We start from the raw sequence: 18,231 nt of genomic DNA, 5'->3' as shown, positions 1-18,231 counted from the left end.
GAGCCCGACGGTGCCCGCGTCTTTCCCGATACATCCGATCCCCTCCGCGATCCGCGCCGAGGTGGGTCGGGCAGGGAGCCTCCCCGGCGGAGGACCCCGCACAGCGGCAGGATGACCCGAACGATGGCACGCCAGGACGCGCTCGAAACCTCGTTCCTCTACGGCGGCAACGCCGCCTACATCGAGGAGCTGCAGGCGGCTTACGCCCGTGATCCGAACTCGGTCGACCCCGAGTGGCAGACGTTCTTCCGGTCCCTGAACGAGGACAAGGGCGCGCCCGAGAAGAACGCGGCCGGCGCCTCCTGGGAGCGGCCGAACTGGCCGATCCACGCCAATGGCGAGATCGTCTCGGCGCTGGACGGCAACTGGGCCACCGTCGAGAAGGCGATGGGCGACAAGATCCGCGCCAAGTCCGACACCGCGTCGGCCCCGGCCAAGGGCGTCGTCATCGCCTCCGCCCCCGGCATCTCGGTGGAGCAGGCGACGAAGGATTCGGTCCGCGCGATCATGCTGATCCGCGCCTACCGCATGCGCGGCCACCTGCACGCCAAGCTCGACCCCCTCGGCCTCGCCCCCCGCGGCGACCACGAGGAGCTGCACCCGCAGCATTACGGCTTCGAGGAGAAGGACTGGGACCGCCCGATCTTCCTCGACAACGTGCTCGGCCTCGAATTCTCGACCATCCGCGAGATCGTCGAGATCCTGGAGCGCACCTACTGCCAGACGCTCGGCGTCGAGTTCATGCACATCTCCAATCCGGAGGAGAAGGCCTGGATCCAGGAGCGCATCGAGGGCAAGGGCAAGGAGATCACCTTCACGCCCGAGGGCCGCCGCGCGATCCTGAACAAGCTGATCGAGGCCGAGGGCTTCGAGAAGTTCCTCGACCTCAAGTACACCGGCACCAAGCGCTTCGGCCTCGACGGCTCCGAGGCGATGATCCCGGCGCTCGAACAGATCATCAAGCGCGGCGGCGCGCTGGGTGCGGAGGAGATCGTCGTGGGCATGGCCCATCGCGGCCGCCTCAACGTGCTCACCAACGTGATGGCCAAGCCCTTCCGGGCGGTGTTCAACGAGTTCAAGGGCGGCTCGGCCAACCCGGCCGAGGTCGAGGGGTCCGGCGACGTGAAGTACCATCTCGGTGCCTCGTCGGACCGCGCCTTCGACGGCAACAACGTCCACCTCTCGCTCACCGCCAACCCGTCGCACCTCGAGATCGTCGATCCCGTCGTGCTCGGCAAGGTGCGCGCCAAGCAGGACCAGCGGGCCAAGCCCACGGTGGAGCGCACCCGCGTGGTGCCGCTGCTCATCCACGGCGACGCGGCCTTCGCCGGCCAGGGCGTGGTGGCCGAGTGCCTCGGCCTGTCCGGCCTGAAGGGCCACCGCACCGGCGGCTCGATCCACTTCATCATCAACAACCAGATCGGCTTCACGACCGATCCGCGCTTCTCGCGCTCGTCGCCCTATCCGTCCGACGTGGCGAAGATGGTGGAGGCGCCGATCTTCCACTGCAACGGCGACGACCCGGAGGTCGTGACCTTCGCGGCCAAGATCGCGATCGAGTACCGCCAGAAGTTCGGCAAGCCCGTCGTCATCGACATGCTGTGCTACCGCCGCTTCGGCCACAACGAGGGCGACGAGCCGGCCTTCACCCAGCCGAAGATGTACCAGCGCATCCGCAAGCACCCGACCGCGCTGGAGACCTACGGCAAGAAGCTCGTCGCCGAGGGCGTGCTGAGCCAGGAGCAGCTCGACACCCGCAAGGCCGAGTTCCGCGCCATGCTCGACGCCGAGCTGGAGGTCGCCACGAACTACAAGGCCAACAAGGCCGATTGGCTCGACGGGCGCTGGGCCGGCTTCAAGGCGGTGCGCGAGGACGTGGACGATCCCCGGCGCGGCAAGACCGGCGTGCCCGCCGAGACCCTGCGCGAGATCGCCCAGCGCATCACCACGCCGCCCCCCGGCTTCCACCTGCACCGCACGATCCAGCGCTTCTTCGACAACCGGGCCAAGGCGGTGGAATCGGGGCAGGGCATCGACTGGGCGACCGCGGAGGCGCTGGCCTTCGGCTCGCTCCTCATCGAGGGCAACCGCGTCCGCCTGTCGGGCCAGGATGTCGAGCGCGGCACCTTCTCCCAGCGCCACGCCGTGGTGATCGACCAGGAGAACGAGCAGCGCTACACCTCGCTGAACTCGATCCGCGAGGGTCAGGCCAGCCTGGAGGTCATCAACTCGATGCTCTCCGAGGAGGCGGTGCTCGGCTTCGAGTACGGCTACTCGGCGGCCGAGCCCAACGCCCTGGTGCTGTGGGAGGCGCAGTTCGGCGACTTCGCCAACGGCGCCCAGGTGGTCATCGACCAGTTCATCTCCAGCGGCGAGCGCAAGTGGCTGCGCATGTCGGGCCTGACCCTGCTGCTGCCGCACGGCTACGAGGGCCAGGGGCCGGAGCACTCCTCCGCCCGTCTGGAGCGCTTCCTGCAGATGTGCGCCGAGGACAACATGCAGGTCGCCAACTGCACGACGCCGTCGAACTACTTCCACATCCTGCGCCGCCAGCTGCACCGCGAGTTCCGCAAGCCGCTGATCCTGATGACGCCGAAGTCGCTCCTGCGCCACAAGAAGGCGGTCTCGCCGATCGAGGCGATGGCGGAGGGCTCGAGCTTCCATCGGGTGCTCTGGGACGATGCCGAGCGCGACGAGGACGGCGTCAAGCTCGTCAAGGACGACAAGGTCCGGCGCGTCGTGCTGTGCTCGGGCAAGGTCTATTACGACCTCTACGAGGAGCGCGAGAAGCGCGGCGTGACCGACGTCTACCTGATGCGCGTCGAGCAGCTCTACCCGTTCCCCCTGAAGGCGCTGGCGGGCGAGATGGCGCGCTTCCGCAACGCCGAGGTGGTGTGGTGCCAGGAGGAGCCGAAGAACATGGGCTCCTGGGCCTTCGTCGAGCCCTACCTCGAATGGGTGCTCGGCCAGGCCCAGTCGCCGGTCAAGCGCGCGCGCTACGTCGGCCGCCCGGCCTCCGCATCCACGGCGGTGGGCATGCTCTCGAAGCATCAGGCCCAGCTCCAGGCCTTCCTCAACGAGGCGCTGGCGGTCTGACCGCCGGCCCTTTCCCCACGTTTCTCGCCCCCACGTTTCTCGATCCGAGGGCGCCGCAGAGCGGCGTCCCGAACCCTCCGGACGGACACTGAACCATGGCAACCGATATCGTCGTCCCGACCCTGGGCGAATCCGTGAGCGAGGCCACCATCGGCCGCTGGTTCAAGAAGCCGGGCGACATCGTGGCCGCCGACGAGCCCTTGGTGGAACTCGAGACCGACAAGGTCACCCTGGAGGTGAACGCGCCGGCGGCGGGCCAGCTCGGCGAGATCCTGGCCAAGGACGGCGAGACGGTGGAGCCCGGCGCGCTCCTCGGCTCGATCGTCGAGGCCGCCGGCGGCGGCAAGGCCGCGGCCCCGAAGAAGGCCGAAGCCAAGGCCGAGACCAAGTCCGAGGGCAAGCCCGCAGAGGCTCCGGCTCAGGGCTCCTCTGCCGCCTACGGCAACCACGGCGACGCCACCCCCCCGGCCGCCCGCGAGTCCGGCGACCACGGCCCCGCGGTCGCCAAGATGGCGCGCGAGTCCGGCATCGACCCCGCGACCCTGAACGGCAGCGGCAAGGACGGCCGGGTGACCAAGGGCGACATGCTGGAGGCGACCGCCAAGGGGCCGTCCGCCCCGGCGCCCGCCCGGGAGGCGAAGCCCGCCGCCCCGCGCGCGCCCTCGAAGCCCGACGATGCGGCGCGCGAGGAGCGCGTGCGCATGACCAAGCTGCGCCAGACCATCGCCCGCCGTCTCAAGGACGCGCAGGACACCGCCGCGATGCTGACGACGTTCAACGACGTCGACATGTCGGCCGTGATGGCGATGCGGAGCCAGTACAAGGACATCTTCGAGAAGAAGCACGGCACCAAGCTCGGCTTCATGGGCTTCTTCACCAAGGCGGTGATCGGCGCCCTCAAGGACGTGCCGGCGGTGAACGCCGAGATCGACGGGCAGGACCTCGTCTACAAGAACTACTACCACATCGGCATCGCCGTCGGGACCGACAAGGGCCTCGTGGTGCCGGTGGTGCGCAACGCCGACGATCTGTCGATCGCCGGCATCGAGAAGACCATCGCGGGCTTCGGCAAGAAGGCCCGCGACGGCAAGCTCTCCATCGACGAGATGCAGGGCGGCACCTTCACGATCACCAACGGCGGCATCTACGGCTCCCTGATGTCGACCCCGATCCTCAACGCGCCGCAATCCGGCATTCTCGGCATGCACCGCATCGAGGAGCGCCCGGTGGTGCGCGCCGGCAAGATTGAGGCGCGGCCGATGATGTACCTCGCCCTGTCCTACGATCACCGCATCGTCGACGGGAAGGAGGCCGTGACCTTCCTCGTGCGCGTCAAGGAGGCGCTGGAGGATCCGGCACGCCTCGTGCTCGACCTCTAAGGCCCGGCAGCTGCCGTCCGCCGGCCGCGCTCCCGCGTGGCCGGACGCTTCCGCGCGCTTCGTCCATCGATGGTGGGGCATGACCCGCCGCCCAATCCAGCGAGTCAGATTCCTATGTCCTACGATCTCGTCGTCATCGGCACCGGCCCCGGCGGTTACGTCTGCGCCATCCGGGCCGCCCAGCTCGGCCTCAAGACGGCCGTGGTGGAGAAGCGGGCCGCCCATGGCGGTACCTGCCTCAACGTCGGCTGCATTCCCTCGAAGGCCCTGCTGCACGCCTCGGAGGCCTTCGAGGAGGCGGGCAAGCACTTCGCCGACATGGGCGTGATCGTGAGCGCGCCCGAGCTCGACCTCGCCAAGATGATGACCTTCAAGCAGGACGGCGTCGACGGCAACACCAAGGGCGTCGAGTTCCTGCTCAAGAGGAACGGCATCGACGCCTATCGGGGCACCGCGCGGCTGGCCGGCGCGGGCCGCGTCGAGGTGCTGTCCGAGGACGGCGGCAACCAGCTCCTGGAGACGAAGAACGTCGTCATCGCCACGGGCTCGGACGTCACGAAGCTCCCCGGCGTGACCATCGACGAAAAGATCGTCGTCTCCTCCACGGGCGCCCTCGCCCTGGAGAAGGTCCCGGGCAAGCTCCTCATCATCGGCGCCGGCGTCATCGGCCTCGAGCTCGGCTCGGTCTGGCGTCGCCTCGGATCGGAGGTGACCGTGGTCGAGTATCTCGACCGGATCCTTCCGGGCATGGACGGCGAGGTCGGCAAGCAGTTCCAGCGCATCCTCGGCAAGCAGGGCGTGCAGTTCAAGCTCTCGTCCAAGGTCACGGGCGTCGAGGTCAGCGACGGCGCCGCCACCGTCACGGTGGAGCCCGCCGCCGGCGGCGAGGCCGAGAAGCTGCAGGCCGACGTGGTGCTCGTGGCCATCGGCCGGGTGCCCTACACCGAGGGCCTCGGCCTGGAGACGGTGGGCGTCGGCCTCGACAACAAGGGCCGCATCCAGACCGACAGCCACTACGCCACCAACGTCACGGGCATCTACGCGATCGGCGACGTCATCGCCGGGCCGATGCTGGCTCACAAGGCCGAGGACGAGGGGGTGGCCGTGGCCGAACTGCTGGCCGGCCAGTCGGGCCACGTGAACTACGGCGTGATCCCGAACGTGGTCTACACCTATCCGGAGGTCGCCTCCGTCGGGAAGACCGAAGAGGAGCTGAAGAAGGACGGCATCGCCTACAACAGCGGAAAATTCCCCTTCACCGCCAACGGCCGCGCCAAGGTGAACCACACCACGGACGGCTTCGTGAAGATCCTGGCCGACGCGACCACCGACCGCGTCCTCGGCGTCCACATCGTGGGAGCCGATGCCGGCAACCTGATCGCGGAGGTCGCGGTGGCGATGGAATTCGGTGCCTCGGCCGAGGACGTCGCCCGCACCTGCCACGCCCACCCGACCCTCACGGAGGCGGTCAAGGAAGCGGCCCTCGCCGTCGGCAAGCGCGCGATCCACATCTGATCCCCGCCCGCTCTCGCGTCCAGGCAGCCGTCGCTCCCCCGAGCGGCGGCCGCTTTCTCGCGGGGGATTTTGCGGGGGCGAAACCGGCGGGTCCTGCCGTTCAAGGAGGCCCGATCAGGGCGCCTGGCAACCCATCACGTCGGCCGCCTGGGCCACGCTGAGGGCACGCTCGCGAATCTGGCGCGAGAGGCCCGGCCGCTCCGAGACGGCGGACGCCTCCCGTTCGAGGGTGGCGTTGCAGGCGCAGGAGCGGTGCCCGGCGGCGTCGAAGCAGGCGTCGTGGCGCATGCAGGCCGCGTCCAGGTCGTCGGTGGGCGGCAGGCCCTCGCCACGCTGGCCGGCGCCGCAATAATTGCCGTGGAACAGGGCCCGGCCCTCCAGCACCTGCGCGAGATCGGCCTTGGGCAGCGGCGGCTCGTCGGGCCGGTCGCCCTGCGTCAGGTCGTTGGCCGGGCCGCCGGCCCGGTCGGCCGAGCCGCGAAGCGCCCTGGGAATGCCGGAGGCTTGGCCGGGCTGGTTCAGGGGCTCGCCCGCACGTCCGTTGGAATCCGCCAGGTCCGGTAGCGGCGGCGGCGGACCCGGCCGCGCTTCCTCCTCCACCGCGACGGCCGGCGCCTCGGTGGCGGCCTGGGCCCGCGCCTCCACCGACGTCAGCAGCATCAGCAGGACGGCGATCGCAGCGGCAAGGGCGCGAAATCTGTCGGTCAAGGCTGTCGTCTCCCGTTCTCGCGTCCTCTCCCCGAACGGACTCGGAGCCAGCATGCATCCGGTCCCGGATGGATCAGGGCCGCGGGCCGGGGAGAGGTCCCCCGTGGTCAGCAGATACGGCGAAGGCGGTGATTCCGTTCCGCAGGGGACGATCCGGCATCCGGCATGGCCGGGCGGTCACGGATACCGACGGCTCGGAACCGGAGGGCCGCCCCCGCGATCCCCGTCCCTGCTCCGACGGGGATCACCTTTCCGAGGAAGATCTTTCCCCCGATGAAGATTTGGCACGAGCGGGCGGTCCCCGGACGTGATTGACAGGGCCGCATGCCTGCGACCTCTGGCGGGACCGTGGAGCGCAGGGAGAAGAATCATGAAGGTCGTGGCGGATCTGTGCATCGTCCCGATGGGCGTCGGCCCATCGGTCTCGCCCTACGTGAAGGCGATCAAAGCGATCATCGACGCGAGCCCCCTCAACGCCGAGATGCATGCCAACGGGACGAACGTCGAGGGCGAGCTCGGCGACATCTGCGCGCTCATCGAGGCCTGCGAGGCCAAGCTCAGCGAGATCGGGGTTCGGCGCGTCTTCTTCACGATGGCGTTCTCGTCCCGGCGCGACAAGGAGCAGTCCATGGCGGACAAGTTGACGGCTGTGCTCTGAGCCCCGACCGCGACCGTCGAACCGGTCACGGCTTCGACGGGTCCGCCTTCGGCCGATCCAGGTTCTCGCCGGCCAGGCATTCTCGCAGGAAGGTGTCGCGGCCGGCCCCCGTGAGGTTGTTCCGGTCGGCCTGCGCCGTGCACACCGCCGCGCCGCGCGCCTCCCCGCTGGACGCCGGCGGCGTCTGAGCCGCCGCCGGCGTCGCCAGTCCGAGGGCGATGATTGGAATGAGGCCGTGCCGGGATGCCATGGAATGTCCTTCCGTCCTGTTCGGTTCGCTTCGACCGGGCAACGCGGCCGGACGGCCGCTCGATCCACCCGTCGGATCGTCCCGCACGGTCGCCAGCGCCCGGGATGCGCCGGACGCAGGAAGAATTAACCGCTGCCGGGCGATGACTCGGTCCTGACGGCTCTCGTCTTCCTCCCGCCCACCCGTTCGCCACCGGATCACCGATGGATGTCAGGATCCTGACGATGCCGACGCGAACCCTCTGGATGCAGCGCTTCCAGTGGACGCACTCGGCCCGTTGGCTGAGCGCCATCACCCTGCTCTCGGTGGTCGGTCTCTGTGCCGTCTCGGCCTTCATGCTCTGGCAGATGCGCCTCGATGCGGCCCGGCGCGCGGAGGTGACGTCGCGCAGCCTCGTGCAGGTCCTCGGGCGGGACATCGCCCGCAACATCGAGGTCTACGACCTCTCCCTGCGGGCCGTCGTCGACGGCCTGAAGCTTCCCGAGCTCGCCCAGGCCGATCCGGAGCTCCGGCAGATGATCCTGTTCGACCGCGCCGCCACGGCCGAGAATTTCGGCCAAACCCTCGTGTTCGACAGAACCGGCAAGCTGATCATCAGCTCGAAATCGCTCACGCCGGAGCCGCTGAACTACGCCGACCGCGAGTATTTCCAGTATCACGTCACCCATCCGGGAAACGCGCTGCACATCAGTCAGCCGCTGATCTCACGCCTCACCGGCAAGCGGGTGCTGATCATCAGCCGGCGCCTGTCGGACCCGGACGGCAGCTTCGCCGGCGTGGTGCTCGGATCGATCTATCTCGACTATTTCCGCCAGCTCTTCGCCGCCGTCGGCGCGGATCACGCCGGCACCGTCACCCTCCACGGTCCGGGCGGCGCGATCATCATGCGCGAGCCCTACGACGAGGGCGTGATCGGCCGCAGCGTCTCGGCCACGGACAGCTACCGGAGGTTCCTCGATGCGCCGGAGGGCCGCTTCAGCGGTCCCGCGACGGTGGGCGAGGGCAGCCGCGACTTCGTGTTCACCAAGGTCGGCGACCTTCCGCTCCACCTCAGCATCGCCGTGGCGCCCGAGGAGATCTACGCCGAGTGGTGGCACCGCGCCCTCGTCCTCGGGGCGGTGGTGCTCAGTCTGTGCGCCACCACCATCGTCCTGACCTGGCTGTTCCGGCGTGAGCTGCACCAGCGCAAGGCGGCGGAGCAGGCTGCCCTCGACCTCAATGTCCAGCTGGAGAAGCTGGCGACCACCGATGCCCTGACGGGCCTCGCCAACCGGCGGCGGTTCGACGACGTCCTCGGCCGCGAATGGCGCCGGGCCGTCCGCAACCAGCTGCCGCTCTCGCTCCTCGTCCTCGACGCGGACTACTTCAAGGGCTTCAACGATCGCTACGGGCATCAGCGGGGCGACGAGGCCCTGCGGCTGATCGCGCGCTCCATCGAGGTCAGCATCGCCAACGCCTCCGACACGGCCTGCCGCATCGGCGGCGAGGAATTCGCCGTGATCCTGCCCGAGACCGATGCGGCGGGGGCGGAGACCGTCGCCCAGCGCATCCGCGAGGCCGTGGCGGGCTGGACGCTGCCCCATGCGGGCAGCCCCCTCGGATTGCTCACGGTCAGCATCGGCCTGGCGCAGATTCCCGGGATCCGGGCGGTCGACGCCGCCGCCCTGGTCGAGGCGGCGGACCAGGCGCTCTACGCGGCCAAGGCGAACGGGCGCAATCAGGTGCAGGTCCGGCGCCCGGACAGGGCCGCCCTTCGCCTGGCGGCCGGCTGATCCCGCATGAGGCGGTGGCAGGCGACCTATTTCGGCCTGGCTCCCGTGGCACCGAACTCCCGGGCGATGCCGTCGAGGCCCTGGTCGTAGACGCCCTCGATATCGGCCCGGGCCTCGGCCTCGCTCATGCCGGCCGGGTCGAAGGTCGCGCTCCAGACCACCGTCGCGCCGGTGCCGTTCGGCCGGACCTGAAGGGTGGCGTTGTAGGCGGCCACGGGCAGGGGACCCTCGATGAAGGCGTAGCTGTAGCTCATCCCGGCCTCGTCGCGCCGGGTCTCGGCCTCCACGAGGGTGCCGAGGCCCCCGGCGACGACGAGCCGGCGCATCGGCTCGTTGTCCTCCCGGTCCACGTCGTTCCGGGTTCCGGAGGATTCGCAGGCGGCGACCTGCGGATGCCACAGGGCGATGGCGCAGAAGCCGCCGATGAGCGCCCACACGGCGGCGGGCGGAGCCGGGATGTCGCGGCTGCGGGAGACCTCGATCGCACTCGCCGGGCCGGCCAGGACCGTGAGGACGATCCCTGAAATGGCCTGCCGCATGATCGTTCTCCCCGCTTCCGCTCAGCGCAACCGGGCGGCGGCGGCGAAAGTTGCGTTTTTCCCCTCAGGGAAGGGCGCCGATGCCGCGCAGGTAGGCGGCGCTCGCCGGATGCAGCCAGCCGCGGGGCACGGCGTCGACGAGGTTGCGCGGGTCGCTGTCGCCGCCCTGCGGATAGCTCTGCGCGAGGCGCGCCTGACTCCCGGCTAAAGCCGCGACGAAGCGCGCCACCGTCGCTCTGTCGATGTCCGGCCGGGCGAGGACGAAGCTCCACGAGCCCACCGTTTCGATGGGCGCCTTCTGACCCTCGAGGGCGTTCGCCGGTACGGTGCGGCGGCGCAGCGAGGTTCCCAGCGCCAGGATGCGGTCGATCGCGTCCGGGGCGGGTCCGAAGAAACGGGTGCCACCCGGCGCCTCCGCCAGCGTCCGGAAGCCGGGCCAGCCGAGGCCCGCCCCCCAGAGCGCCGCGGCGCGCCCGTCCTGCACCATGACCGCTCCGTCGGCGGCCCGGTCGAGGAGGATCGGCGCGATGTCGCGGTCGGGATCGATCCCCGAGCCGGCCAGGACGGTCCGGCCCATGACGGTGAGTCCGGAGGCGTGGGTGCCGAGGACGACGCGCCGGCCGCGAAGGTCCGGGACCCCGCGGATCGCGCTGGCAGCCGGGACGACGAAGAGGCCCGGCGAGGCGTTCACCGGCGCCACCACGGTGAGGCGCGGACCCGCCTCGGGCTCGGCCCTGAGGGCGTCGGTGGCGTAATCGCCCTGGACCAGGGCGAGATCGACGGTGCCGCCCTTCAGGAGGCCCACATTCTCGGCCGAGCCCTTGGACGGCCGCAGGGTGATGGACAGGGTCGGATCGGTGGCGCCCAGCGCCTCCACCAGCGCCTGACCGAAGGCCGGGAACGAGCCGCCCGGCGTCGCCGTCGCCAGCACGAGGCCGCCCGGCGCGCCGGTCGATCGCGCCCGCCCGGGCACGATCAGCGTCGCCGCCGCGGCTCCGACGAGAAATGAGCGCCTGCGCATGGGTTCACCCGGTCTATCAGGGCCTTGGCACCGCCGCCCCGGCCCGCAGGGTCGCGGCCGGTATTCAAGCGGAAGCGACGGGTCCCGCGCAAGGGGCTGCGACACGGCGCGAGGGAGCCAAAACCGGTCTCGGAGGCTTGATCCGGCGAGACGTGGCCGCGCCGGCCGCGCACAACGCGCAAGTTGAAGTAATCGTCATGCGGACTCGATCGAAAGTCGGCCTCGCGGCTCTGGCCGTCATCCTCCTCGGCGGCGCGGCCTTCGTGCGCTTCATCGTCTATCCGGAAAAGGCCACCCTCGAGGCCTCGGCCGGGCAGGGCGCCAGCCCGACCCTGCCGGCCCCCAACCCGACCCTGATGCCCACCGTGAACATCGCCCGCGTCGCCCGCTGGGAGAACGGCGCCAAGCCCCAGGCCGCGGCCGGGCTGCAGGTCGCGGCCTACGCGGAGAACTTCGAGCATCCGCGCTGGATGTACCTCCTGCCCAACGGCGACGTGCTCGTGGCCGAGGCCAACAAGCCGCAAACCGACGATCCCTCGACCGGCGTCGCCGACTGGGTCGCCGACAAGGTCAAGAGCCTGGCCGGCGCCGGCGTGAAGAGCCCCGACCGCATCGTCCTCCTGCGCGACGCGAACGGCGACGGCGTCGCCGAGGAGCGCCACGTGCTCCTCAAGGACCTGCACTCGCCCTTCGGCATGGCGCTGGTCGGCTCGGATCTCTACGTCGCCAACGCGGATTCGCTGGTGAAGGTGCCCTATCAGGCGGGTCAGACCGAGATCACCGCGACGCCGGAGAAGGTCGTCGACCTGCCGTCCGGCATCAATCACCACTGGACCAAGAACGTCGTCGCCAGCCCCGACGGGCAGAAGCTCTACGTGACCGTCGGCTCGAACAGCAATGTCGGCGAGAACGGCCTCGACAAGGAGACCGGCCGCGCGGCGATCTGGGAATACACCCTCGCGACCAAGCAGATGCGCGAATACGCCACCGGCCTGCGCAACCCGAACGGCCTCGGGTTCGAGCCGGTGACGGGCAAGCTCTGGACCGCTGTGAACGAGCGCGACGAGATCGGCAGCGACCTCGTGCCCGACTACATCACCTCGGTGCAGGAGGGCGGCTTCTACGGCTGGCCCTACAGCTACTGGGGCAACCACGTGGACGCGCGCGTGCAGCCGCAGAAGCCCGACCTCGTCGCCAGGGCGATCGCGCCGGACTATGCCGTGGGCACCCACACCGCATCCCTCGGCATCGCGTTCGCGCAGGCGAGCAGCCTCCCGGAGGCCTGGAAGAGCGGCCTGTTCGTCGCCCAGCACGGCTCGTGGAACCGCCGGCCGAAGAGCGGCTACAAGGTGATCTACGTGCCCTTCAAGGACGGCAAGCCCACCGGGCAGCCGGTCGACGCGCTGACCGGCTTCCTCAATGCCGACGAGAAGGCCCAGGGGCGCCCGGTCGGCGTCATCCTCGACAAGACCGGCGCGCTGCTGGTCTCGGACGATGTCGGCAAGACCATCTGGCGGGTGAGCGCCACCAGCCGGACCCAGTAGCGGCCTCCGATCCGACCGCCGGTGCCGGTCCGCCCGCGACGGCGGGCACCGGCCCGGACCGCCGTTCCGACCACCAGCGAAAGCCCCGATGACCGAGACCAAGATCGATCCCTCGCGGCGCGCCCTGGTGGGCGGCCTCTCCGCCGGCATGGTGGCGGCTCTGAGCGGTGCGGCCGACGCCCAGGAGCAGGTGGCGCAGACCGATACCTCCCCGAACCCGCCGCGCAGCTACCCGAGACCCCCGTTCGAGAAGCAGCAGCAGGACTGGCCGGGCCTGGCGAGCCGGATGGTGCCGCGCCCCGACCACGGCGAGACCAGCTACAAGGGGTCCGGGCGCCTCGCCGGCCGCAAGGCCCTGATCACCGGCGGCGATTCGGGCATCGGCCGCGCCGCGGCGATCGCCTATGCCCGCGAGGGCGCGGATGTCGCCATCAACTATCTGCCGGCGGAGGAGCCGGATGCGGCCGAGGTGGTGGCGCTCATCCGGCAGGCCGGCCGCAAGGCGGTGGCGCTGCCCGGCGACATCCGCGACGAGGCCTTCTGCCAGCGGCTGGTGGCGGAGGCCGCCCGCGCGCTCGGCGGCCTCGACATCCTCGTCAACAACGCGGTGTACCAGAAGTCCCAGCTCTCGATCCTCGACATCACCACCGAGCAGTTCGACCAGACCTTCCGGACCAACGTCTACGCGATGTTCTGGATCACCAAGGCGGCGCTCGCCCATCTCGGCCTCGGCGCCGCGATCATCAACACCGCATCGGTCAACGCCTACGAGCCTTCCGAGAACCTGCTCGACTACGCCGCCACCAAGGCGGTGATCGTGAACTTTTCGAAAGGCCTCGCCAAGCAGCTGGCGCAGAGCGGCATCCGGGTGAATGCGGTGGCGCCCGGCCCGTTCTGGACCCCGCTGCAGGTCTGCGGCGGCCAGCCGCCGGAAAAGCTGCCGAGCTTCGGCAAGGACACGCCGCTCGGGCGGCCGGGCCAGCCGGCCGAGCTCGCCGGCATCTACGTCCTGCTCGCCTCCGACGAGGCGAGCTATTCCACGGGACAGGTCTTTGGCGCCGTCGGGGGACGCGGCGGTCCTTGAAGCAGCCTCGGCGCGCCCCGGCCGGCCCTGCAGCGGCCTCGTCCTGCGGGACTTGCGCCCGACCGGAGGCCCGCCGCGCACGGACGTCGGCGATCAGCCCTGACGAGCCTTCGACCGAAGGAACGTCCCCGCCCGCGCGGCGCGCTCAGGGGCGCGCGCCTCTCGGCCTCGGAGACGGGTCAGTGCAGGGTCGGCGGCGGCTCCAGGAACGCGTGCATGCCTCCACCCTCCTCGACGGCGTCGGTGAAGGCGTCGAGCGCATCCTCGTCGGACTCGAAGGTATCGCTCCAGACCGTCGACCAACCCGCCTGGTCGATGACCTCCAGCGTCCACGGATCCTGCGTGCCCGCGAAGCGATAGACGTTCACGGTCACCGTGACGCCGTCCTGGGTTGCCCGCCCGGTCAGGTCGGAGAATTCCATGTTCGGCTTCTCATCGATCATCGGTGTCTCTCTTCACAGGACGAATTCACCGGAGGGATACGGGTCCGTCCCTGTCTCACGAGCCGAAGGGCGGAGCGTATCAGAGTTCTCGACGACGCGGTTTGGAAATGTTCCGGCGTGCTGCGCGTCGATTGCCCGAAGCCTACTCGCGTCGAGCAGGGCGCGCCGGCCCCGGGCTCACGCCTGGATTGCTGAGCGCCTCATCCGGCTCGCATGGCCTGCAGCCCCGGCACGGCACCGAGAAGATCGCGCGTATAGGCGTGTTCGGGCGCGCGGAAGAGGTCGGCGGTGGGACGCATCTCCACGATGGCGCCGCGATGCATCACGGCGATGCGGTCGCAGATCTTGGCGGCGACGCGCAGGTCGTGGGTGATGAACAGCATCGCGAGGTTCAGGCGCTGCTTGAGATCTTCCAGGAGGTCGAGCACCTGCGCCTGGACCGAGACGTCGAGGGCCGAGACCGCCTCGTCGGCCACGAGCACGTCGGGTTCCATGGCGAGCGCCCGGGCGATGCCGATGCGCTGGCGCTGGCCGCCGGAGAAGGCGTTGGGGTAGCGCTCGGCCGCGCTCGCCGAGAGGCCGACGAGATCGAGGAGTTCGCGGGCGCGGGCGCGGGCCTCGTGGCGCGGCGTGCCGTGGGCGATCGGACCGGCGGTGATGATCTGCTCGACCGTGCGGCGCGGGTTCAGGGAGGCGAAGGGGTCCTGGAAGATCATCTGGATGCGCTTGCGCTCGTCGCGCAGGGCGCGGGGGGGCAGCGCCGTGTAGTCCAGGCTGCCGAGGCGCACCGTGCCCTGGTCGGGCTCGATCAGCCGGATCGCGAGCCGGGCGGTGGTGGACTTGCCCGAGCCGGATTCGCCGACGAGGCCGAGGGTTTCCCCGCGCCGGACGTCGAAGGCCACCTCCTTGACCGCCGCGACCACGCGCGGCTTGCCGAAGAGGCCGGCTCGCGTGGTGTAGGTCTTGGTCAGGCCGATGGCCGAGAGGGCGAGCGGCTCGGCCTCGCGGGAGGCGCGCGCCGGCGGCACGAGGCTCGGCACGGCCGCGAGCAGGGCCTGGGTGTAGGGGTGCTGCGGGTCCTGCAGGACCGCTTCGGCGCTGCCCTGCTCCACCAGTCGCCCGCGCTGCAGCACGGCGACGTGGTCGGCGATGTCGGCCACCACGCCGAAATCGTGGGTGATGAACAGGACGCTCATGCCGCGCCGCCGCTGCAGGTCGCGGATGAGCTTGAGGATCTGGGCCTGGGTGGTGACGTCCAGCGCCGTGGTCGGCTCGTCGGCGACGAGGATCGAGGGTTCGAGGGCGAGCGCCATGGCGATCATGGCGCGCTGGCGCTGGCCGCCGGAGAGCTGGTGCGGGTAGGCCCGCACGATCTGCGCCGGGTCGGGCAGGCCGACCTCGGTGGCGAGCGCCACCGCCCGGGCCCTGCGCTCGGCCGGGGTGAGGAGGTCGTGCGCCTCGAACATCTCGGCGATCTGGTCGCCGATGCGCATGACCGGGTTGAGGGCCGTCATCGGCTCCTGGAACACCATGGCGATGCGGCGCCCGCGCAGGGACCGCCAGCCGCGCTCGTCCAGGGTGAGGAGGTTCCGGCCCTCGAACAGGATCTCGCCGCCGACCGGCTCCAGCGCGCGGGGCAGGAGGCCGGTGAGCGCGTAGGCGCTCATCGACTTGCCCGAGCCCGATTCGCCGACGACGCAGAGGATCTTGCCCGGCATCAGGTCGAGGGAGAGGTCCTCGACGGCATGGGGCCGGTCCGAGCCCTTCGGCAGCGCCAGGGTGAGGTTCCGGATGCGGACGACGGGCTCGCTCATGCTCAGGCTCCCTCGAGGGCTTCGCGCCGGGCGAGCACCGCCGGCCCGGTTTCGGCGAGGTCCCAGTACAGGCCCGCCATCAGCATCAGGGCCTCGCGCGAGGGCGGCCCGAGCAGGTGTTCGTCGGGGCCGTGCTGGAGGCAGGCCGGGTAGGAATGGGGCACCCACAGGGTGGGCAGGCCGAGGATTTCCGAGAAGGCGTCGTTGGGCAGGGAGCCGCCGAGGTTCGGCAGCAGCGCCGGGCGCTTGCCGGTGCTCTCGGCGATGGACGCCAGCGCCCAGTCGACCCACGGGTCCTCGACGGGGAGCCGGGTGGCGCGGAACACCTCCGTGCGGGCGGCGCGGACCTCGACCATCGGAAAGCCGTGCGCATCGAGGTGGGTGCGCAGCGCCGGCAGGATGCCCTCCCAGTCCGTGCCGACGACGAAGCGCAGCTGCAGGGTCGCCTTGGCGGTGGGCGGCACGGCGTTCAGGGGGCCATCCGGGTCGCCGGTCTTGAAGGCCAGGACTTCGAGGGTGTTCCAGGCGAAGACGCGCTCGGCGGCGGTGAGGCCGGGCTCGCCCCAATCCGGATCGATCTTCGGCGCGGTCGGGTCGGTGCCGACGGTGATGTCGGCCAGCGCCGCGCGGACGCTGTCGGGAATGGCGGGCGGGCGCAGGGCATCGAGGAGGATCCGGCCCCGGCCATCGACGAGCGTGGCGATGGCGTTGGCCAGCACCGTGCCGGGATTGCGCAGCAGGCCGCCCCAATTGCCGGAATGGTGGCTGCCGTCGCGCAGATCGAGCAGCATCTCGAAGGTGTAGCCGCCGCGCGAACCCAGGAAGACGGTCGGCCGCTCGGCGCTGACCCGCGGTCCGTCCGAGGCGATGAGCACGTCGGCCTTCAGGGCCTCGGCCTCGGCGCGGCAGAGCTCGCGCAGGCCGGGCGAGCCGGCTTCCTCGCCCATCTCGATCAGCAGCTTGGTGTTGAAGCCGAGGCGCCCGTCCCGCGCCGCCAGCACCGCCGCCAGCGCGCCGAGGTTGAGGATGTGCTGGCCCTTGTTGTCGGCGGTGCCGCGCCCGTACCAGCGCTCGCCCTCGATGGTGACGGTCCAGGGGTCGAGGCCGTCGCGCCACTGCTCGGGGTAGCCCCGCACGGTGTCGCCGTGGCCGTAGATCAGCACGGTGGGGAGCGCATCGCCCTCGTGGCGCTCGGCGATGAGGAAGGGGCCGTGGGTGCCGTCCGGATTGTCGAGGATGCGGCTCTCGAAGCCGAGCGGCGCGATCAGCGGAACGAGGAAGTCTTCGAGATAGGCGCGCAGCTTCGGCACTTGGCCGGAGGTCTGGCTCTCGGTGGGACGGGCGACGGCATCCTGAAGGACCTCGAGGAAAGCGCCCTCGTCGTAGTGGCGCGCGGCGCGCGCGATCGCATCGTGTCGGGACATGGACTCACTCGATCTCGGTGACGGGTCGGTGCGGGGGCTCAGCGCCGCCCCTCGGGAGCGGTCACGTCGCGGATGCCGTCGCCGAGCAGGTTGATCGCCAGGACGAGGACCAGGAGCGCGACGCCCGGGATGGTGATGACCCAGGGCTGGAAGAACATGTACGGCTTGCCCTCCGCGATCATCAGGCCCCAGGAGGGCAGGGGCGGCTGGACGCCGAGGCCGAGGAAGGACAGGGCGGCCTCGAGCAGGATCGCGTGCGCCATCTCCAGGGTCGCCACCACGATGAGCGCGTTGAGGATGTTCGGCAGCACCTCCTGGAACAGGATGCGGGCCGGGGAGAACCCCGTGGCGCGCGCCGCCGCGATGAAGTCCTGGTCGCGGATCTGCCGGGTCGCCGCGCGGGTGACCACGGCGAAGCGGTCCCAGAGGAGGAAGCCGAGCACCAGCACCACCACCTTCAGCGAGCCGCCGACCAGGGAGGCCATGGCGAGCGCCACCAGCACCACCGGCATGGCCAGCCGCGTGGTCACGACGTAGCTCACCACCGCGTCGACCTTGCCGCCGAAATAGCCGGCGCAGAGGCCGAGCGTCGTTCCGATCACCCCCGAGATGGCGGCGGCCGCGATCCCGATGAGGAGCGAGATCTGGCTGCCGTAGATCAGGCGGCTGAGATAGTCGCGCCCGAGCTTGTCGGTGCCGAGCACGTGGTCCCAAGTGCCCTTCTGTTGCCAGATCGGCGGGATCAGGCGCCGGGAGACGTCCTGGGCGTAGGGATCGTGGGGCGCGATCAGCGGAGCGGCGAGCGCGCAGAGCAGGATGATCCCGAGGATGCCGGCGCCGATCAGGAAGCCGCCGTGATGCAGCCCGCGCCGAAGCGCCAGGGCGGTGGGTGAGCGGGCGGCGGAGGGCGGTGCCGCGCTGTCGACCGGGAGGGTCATCGGCGTCTCCGGAAGGCCGGCACTGAGCGGGGAGGCGGATGGCTGG

The 18,231-nt window shown here is 70.5% G+C and carries 15 protein-coding genes; 7 read left to right on the top strand and 8 right to left on the bottom strand.

The genetic code is table 11. The features are described 5' to 3' along the window. Positions 1 to 123: 123 nt before the first annotated feature. The 3 genes from ACLBWX_RS08620 to lpdA all read left to right on the top strand — a co-directional run bounded on the left by ACLBWX_RS08620 (position 124) and on the right by lpdA (position 5,990). Positions 124 to 3,096: a 2-oxoglutarate dehydrogenase E1 component gene (locus ACLBWX_RS08620; RefSeq protein WP_447676656.1), complete on the top strand. Its 2,973-nt coding sequence runs from the start codon at positions 124 to 126 to the stop codon at positions 3,094 to 3,096. A 95-nt stretch (positions 3,097 to 3,191) separates the two neighbouring features. Next, positions 3,192 to 4,475, top strand: coding sequence for a 2-oxoglutarate dehydrogenase complex dihydrolipoyllysine-residue succinyltransferase (gene odhB / locus ACLBWX_RS08615; RefSeq protein ID WP_447676655.1), 1,284 nt, complete (start codon positions 3,192 to 3,194; stop codon positions 4,473 to 4,475). 114 nt (positions 4,476 to 4,589) lie between these two features. Further along, positions 4,590 to 5,990, top strand: a complete 1,401-nt coding sequence (lpdA, locus tag ACLBWX_RS08610) for a dihydrolipoyl dehydrogenase (RefSeq protein ID WP_447676654.1) — start codon at positions 4,590 to 4,592, stop codon at positions 5,988 to 5,990. 114 nt (positions 5,991 to 6,104) lie between these two features. On the opposite strand, the gene ACLBWX_RS08605 is transcribed toward lpdA, so the two are convergent. Beyond that, entirely contained in the window at positions 6,105 to 6,650 is a 546-nt protein-coding gene (locus ACLBWX_RS08605) for a hypothetical protein (protein ID WP_447676748.1), read from the bottom strand. A gap of 418 nt (positions 6,651 to 7,068) precedes the next feature. Here ACLBWX_RS08605 and ACLBWX_RS08600 point away from each other — a divergent pair, with 418 nt between their 5' ends. Continuing rightward, positions 7,069 to 7,356 carry an MTH1187 family thiamine-binding protein gene (locus tag ACLBWX_RS08600; protein WP_447676653.1) on the top strand — a complete coding sequence of 96 codons (288 nt, stop codon included), beginning with the start codon at positions 7,069 to 7,071 and terminating at the stop codon, positions 7,354 to 7,356. A gap of 25 nt (positions 7,357 to 7,381) precedes the next feature. Here ACLBWX_RS08600 and ACLBWX_RS08595 read toward each other — a convergent pair whose 3' ends face one another. Continuing rightward, positions 7,382 to 7,606, bottom strand: coding sequence for a hypothetical protein (locus tag ACLBWX_RS08595; protein ID WP_447676652.1), 225 nt, complete (start codon positions 7,604 to 7,606; stop codon positions 7,382 to 7,384). 224 nt (positions 7,607 to 7,830) lie between these two features. Between ACLBWX_RS08595 and ACLBWX_RS08590 the strand changes: the two genes are divergently transcribed. Then, entirely contained in the window at positions 7,831 to 9,378 is a 1,548-nt protein-coding gene (locus ACLBWX_RS08590) for a sensor domain-containing diguanylate cyclase (protein WP_447676651.1), read from the top strand. A 26-nt stretch (positions 9,379 to 9,404) separates the two neighbouring features. Here ACLBWX_RS08590 and ACLBWX_RS08585 read toward each other — a convergent pair whose 3' ends face one another. Next, on the bottom strand, positions 9,405 to 9,917 hold the full coding sequence (locus tag ACLBWX_RS08585) for an SRPBCC family protein (protein ID WP_447676650.1): 513 nt from the start codon (positions 9,915 to 9,917) through the stop codon (positions 9,405 to 9,407). Between the two features lie 64 nt (positions 9,918 to 9,981). Further along, entirely contained in the window at positions 9,982 to 10,938 is a 957-nt protein-coding gene (locus ACLBWX_RS08580; RefSeq protein ID WP_447676649.1) for a TAXI family TRAP transporter solute-binding subunit, read from the bottom strand. A 197-nt stretch (positions 10,939 to 11,135) separates the two neighbouring features. On the opposite strand from ACLBWX_RS08580, the gene ACLBWX_RS08575 reads away from it, so the two are divergent. After that, the gene (locus ACLBWX_RS08575) at positions 11,136 to 12,482 is read left to right on the top strand and encodes a PQQ-dependent sugar dehydrogenase (protein WP_447676648.1); all 1,347 of its coding nucleotides are present in this window, start codon (positions 11,136 to 11,138) and stop codon (positions 12,480 to 12,482) included. Between the two features lie 88 nt (positions 12,483 to 12,570). Then, positions 12,571 to 13,566 carry an SDR family oxidoreductase gene (locus ACLBWX_RS08570; protein WP_447676647.1) on the top strand — a complete coding sequence of 332 codons (996 nt, stop codon included), beginning with the start codon at positions 12,571 to 12,573 and terminating at the stop codon, positions 13,564 to 13,566. 179 nt (positions 13,567 to 13,745) lie between these two features. Here ACLBWX_RS08570 and ACLBWX_RS08565 read toward each other — a convergent pair whose 3' ends face one another. The 4 genes from ACLBWX_RS08565 to ACLBWX_RS08550 form a co-directional block, all read right to left on the bottom strand. After that, positions 13,746 to 14,009, bottom strand: coding sequence for a hypothetical protein (locus ACLBWX_RS08565; protein WP_447676646.1), 264 nt, complete (start codon positions 14,007 to 14,009; stop codon positions 13,746 to 13,748). Between the two features lie 200 nt (positions 14,010 to 14,209). After that, positions 14,210 to 15,823 carry an ABC transporter ATP-binding protein gene (locus ACLBWX_RS08560; RefSeq protein WP_447676645.1) on the bottom strand — a complete coding sequence of 538 codons (1,614 nt, stop codon included), beginning with the start codon at positions 15,821 to 15,823 and terminating at the stop codon, positions 14,210 to 14,212. A 2-nt stretch (positions 15,824 to 15,825) separates the two neighbouring features. Next, a complete protein-coding gene (locus ACLBWX_RS08555; RefSeq protein WP_447676644.1) occupies positions 15,826 to 17,247 on the bottom strand; it encodes a M20 family metallopeptidase in 1,422 nt (473 codons plus the stop codon). 38 nt (positions 17,248 to 17,285) lie between these two features. Then, positions 17,286 to 18,185 (bottom strand): ABC transporter permease, encoded by a 900-nt coding sequence (locus ACLBWX_RS08550; RefSeq protein ID WP_447676643.1) that lies wholly within the window; start codon positions 18,183 to 18,185, stop codon positions 17,286 to 17,288. Between the last annotated feature and the right edge of the window lie 46 nt (positions 18,186 to 18,231).

It is taken from the genome of Methylobacterium sp. M6A4_1b (assembly GCF_053345175.1).
This window is presented reverse-complemented; position numbering and strand designations above follow the sequence as displayed.

Excerpts from the sequence above, each read along its gene's own strand:
- ACLBWX_RS08620 (WP_447676656.1), top strand. The coding sequence starts at position 124 with ATGGCACGCCAGGACGCGCTCGAAACCTCGTTCCTCTACGGCGGCAAC.
- odhB (WP_447676655.1), top strand. The coding sequence starts at position 3,192 with ATGGCAACCGATATCGTCGTCCCGACCCTGGGCGAATCCGTGAGCGAG.
- lpdA (WP_447676654.1), top strand. The coding sequence starts at position 4,590 with ATGTCCTACGATCTCGTCGTCATCGGCACCGGCCCCGGCGGTTACGTC.
- ACLBWX_RS08605 (WP_447676748.1), bottom strand. The coding sequence starts at position 6,650 with ATGCTGCTGACGTCGGTGGAGGCGCGGGCCCAGGCCGCCACCGAGGCG.
- ACLBWX_RS08600 (WP_447676653.1), top strand. The coding sequence starts at position 7,069 with ATGAAGGTCGTGGCGGATCTGTGCATCGTCCCGATGGGCGTCGGCCCA.
- ACLBWX_RS08595 (WP_447676652.1), bottom strand. The coding sequence starts at position 7,606 with ATGGCATCCCGGCACGGCCTCATTCCAATCATCGCCCTCGGACTGGCG.
- ACLBWX_RS08590 (WP_447676651.1), top strand. The coding sequence starts at position 7,831 with ATGCCGACGCGAACCCTCTGGATGCAGCGCTTCCAGTGGACGCACTCG.
- ACLBWX_RS08585 (WP_447676650.1), bottom strand. The coding sequence starts at position 9,917 with ATGCGGCAGGCCATTTCAGGGATCGTCCTCACGGTCCTGGCCGGCCCG.
- ACLBWX_RS08580 (WP_447676649.1), bottom strand. The coding sequence starts at position 10,938 with ATGCGCAGGCGCTCATTTCTCGTCGGAGCCGCGGCGGCGACGCTGATC.
- ACLBWX_RS08575 (WP_447676648.1), top strand. The coding sequence starts at position 11,136 with ATGCGGACTCGATCGAAAGTCGGCCTCGCGGCTCTGGCCGTCATCCTC.
- ACLBWX_RS08570 (WP_447676647.1), top strand. The coding sequence starts at position 12,571 with ATGACCGAGACCAAGATCGATCCCTCGCGGCGCGCCCTGGTGGGCGGC.
- ACLBWX_RS08565 (WP_447676646.1), bottom strand. The coding sequence starts at position 14,009 with ATGATCGATGAGAAGCCGAACATGGAATTCTCCGACCTGACCGGGCGG.
- ACLBWX_RS08560 (WP_447676645.1), bottom strand. The coding sequence starts at position 15,823 with ATGAGCGAGCCCGTCGTCCGCATCCGGAACCTCACCCTGGCGCTGCCG.
- ACLBWX_RS08555 (WP_447676644.1), bottom strand. The coding sequence starts at position 17,247 with ATGTCCCGACACGATGCGATCGCGCGCGCCGCGCGCCACTACGACGAG.
- ACLBWX_RS08550 (WP_447676643.1), bottom strand. The coding sequence starts at position 18,185 with ATGACCCTCCCGGTCGACAGCGCGGCACCGCCCTCCGCCGCCCGCTCA.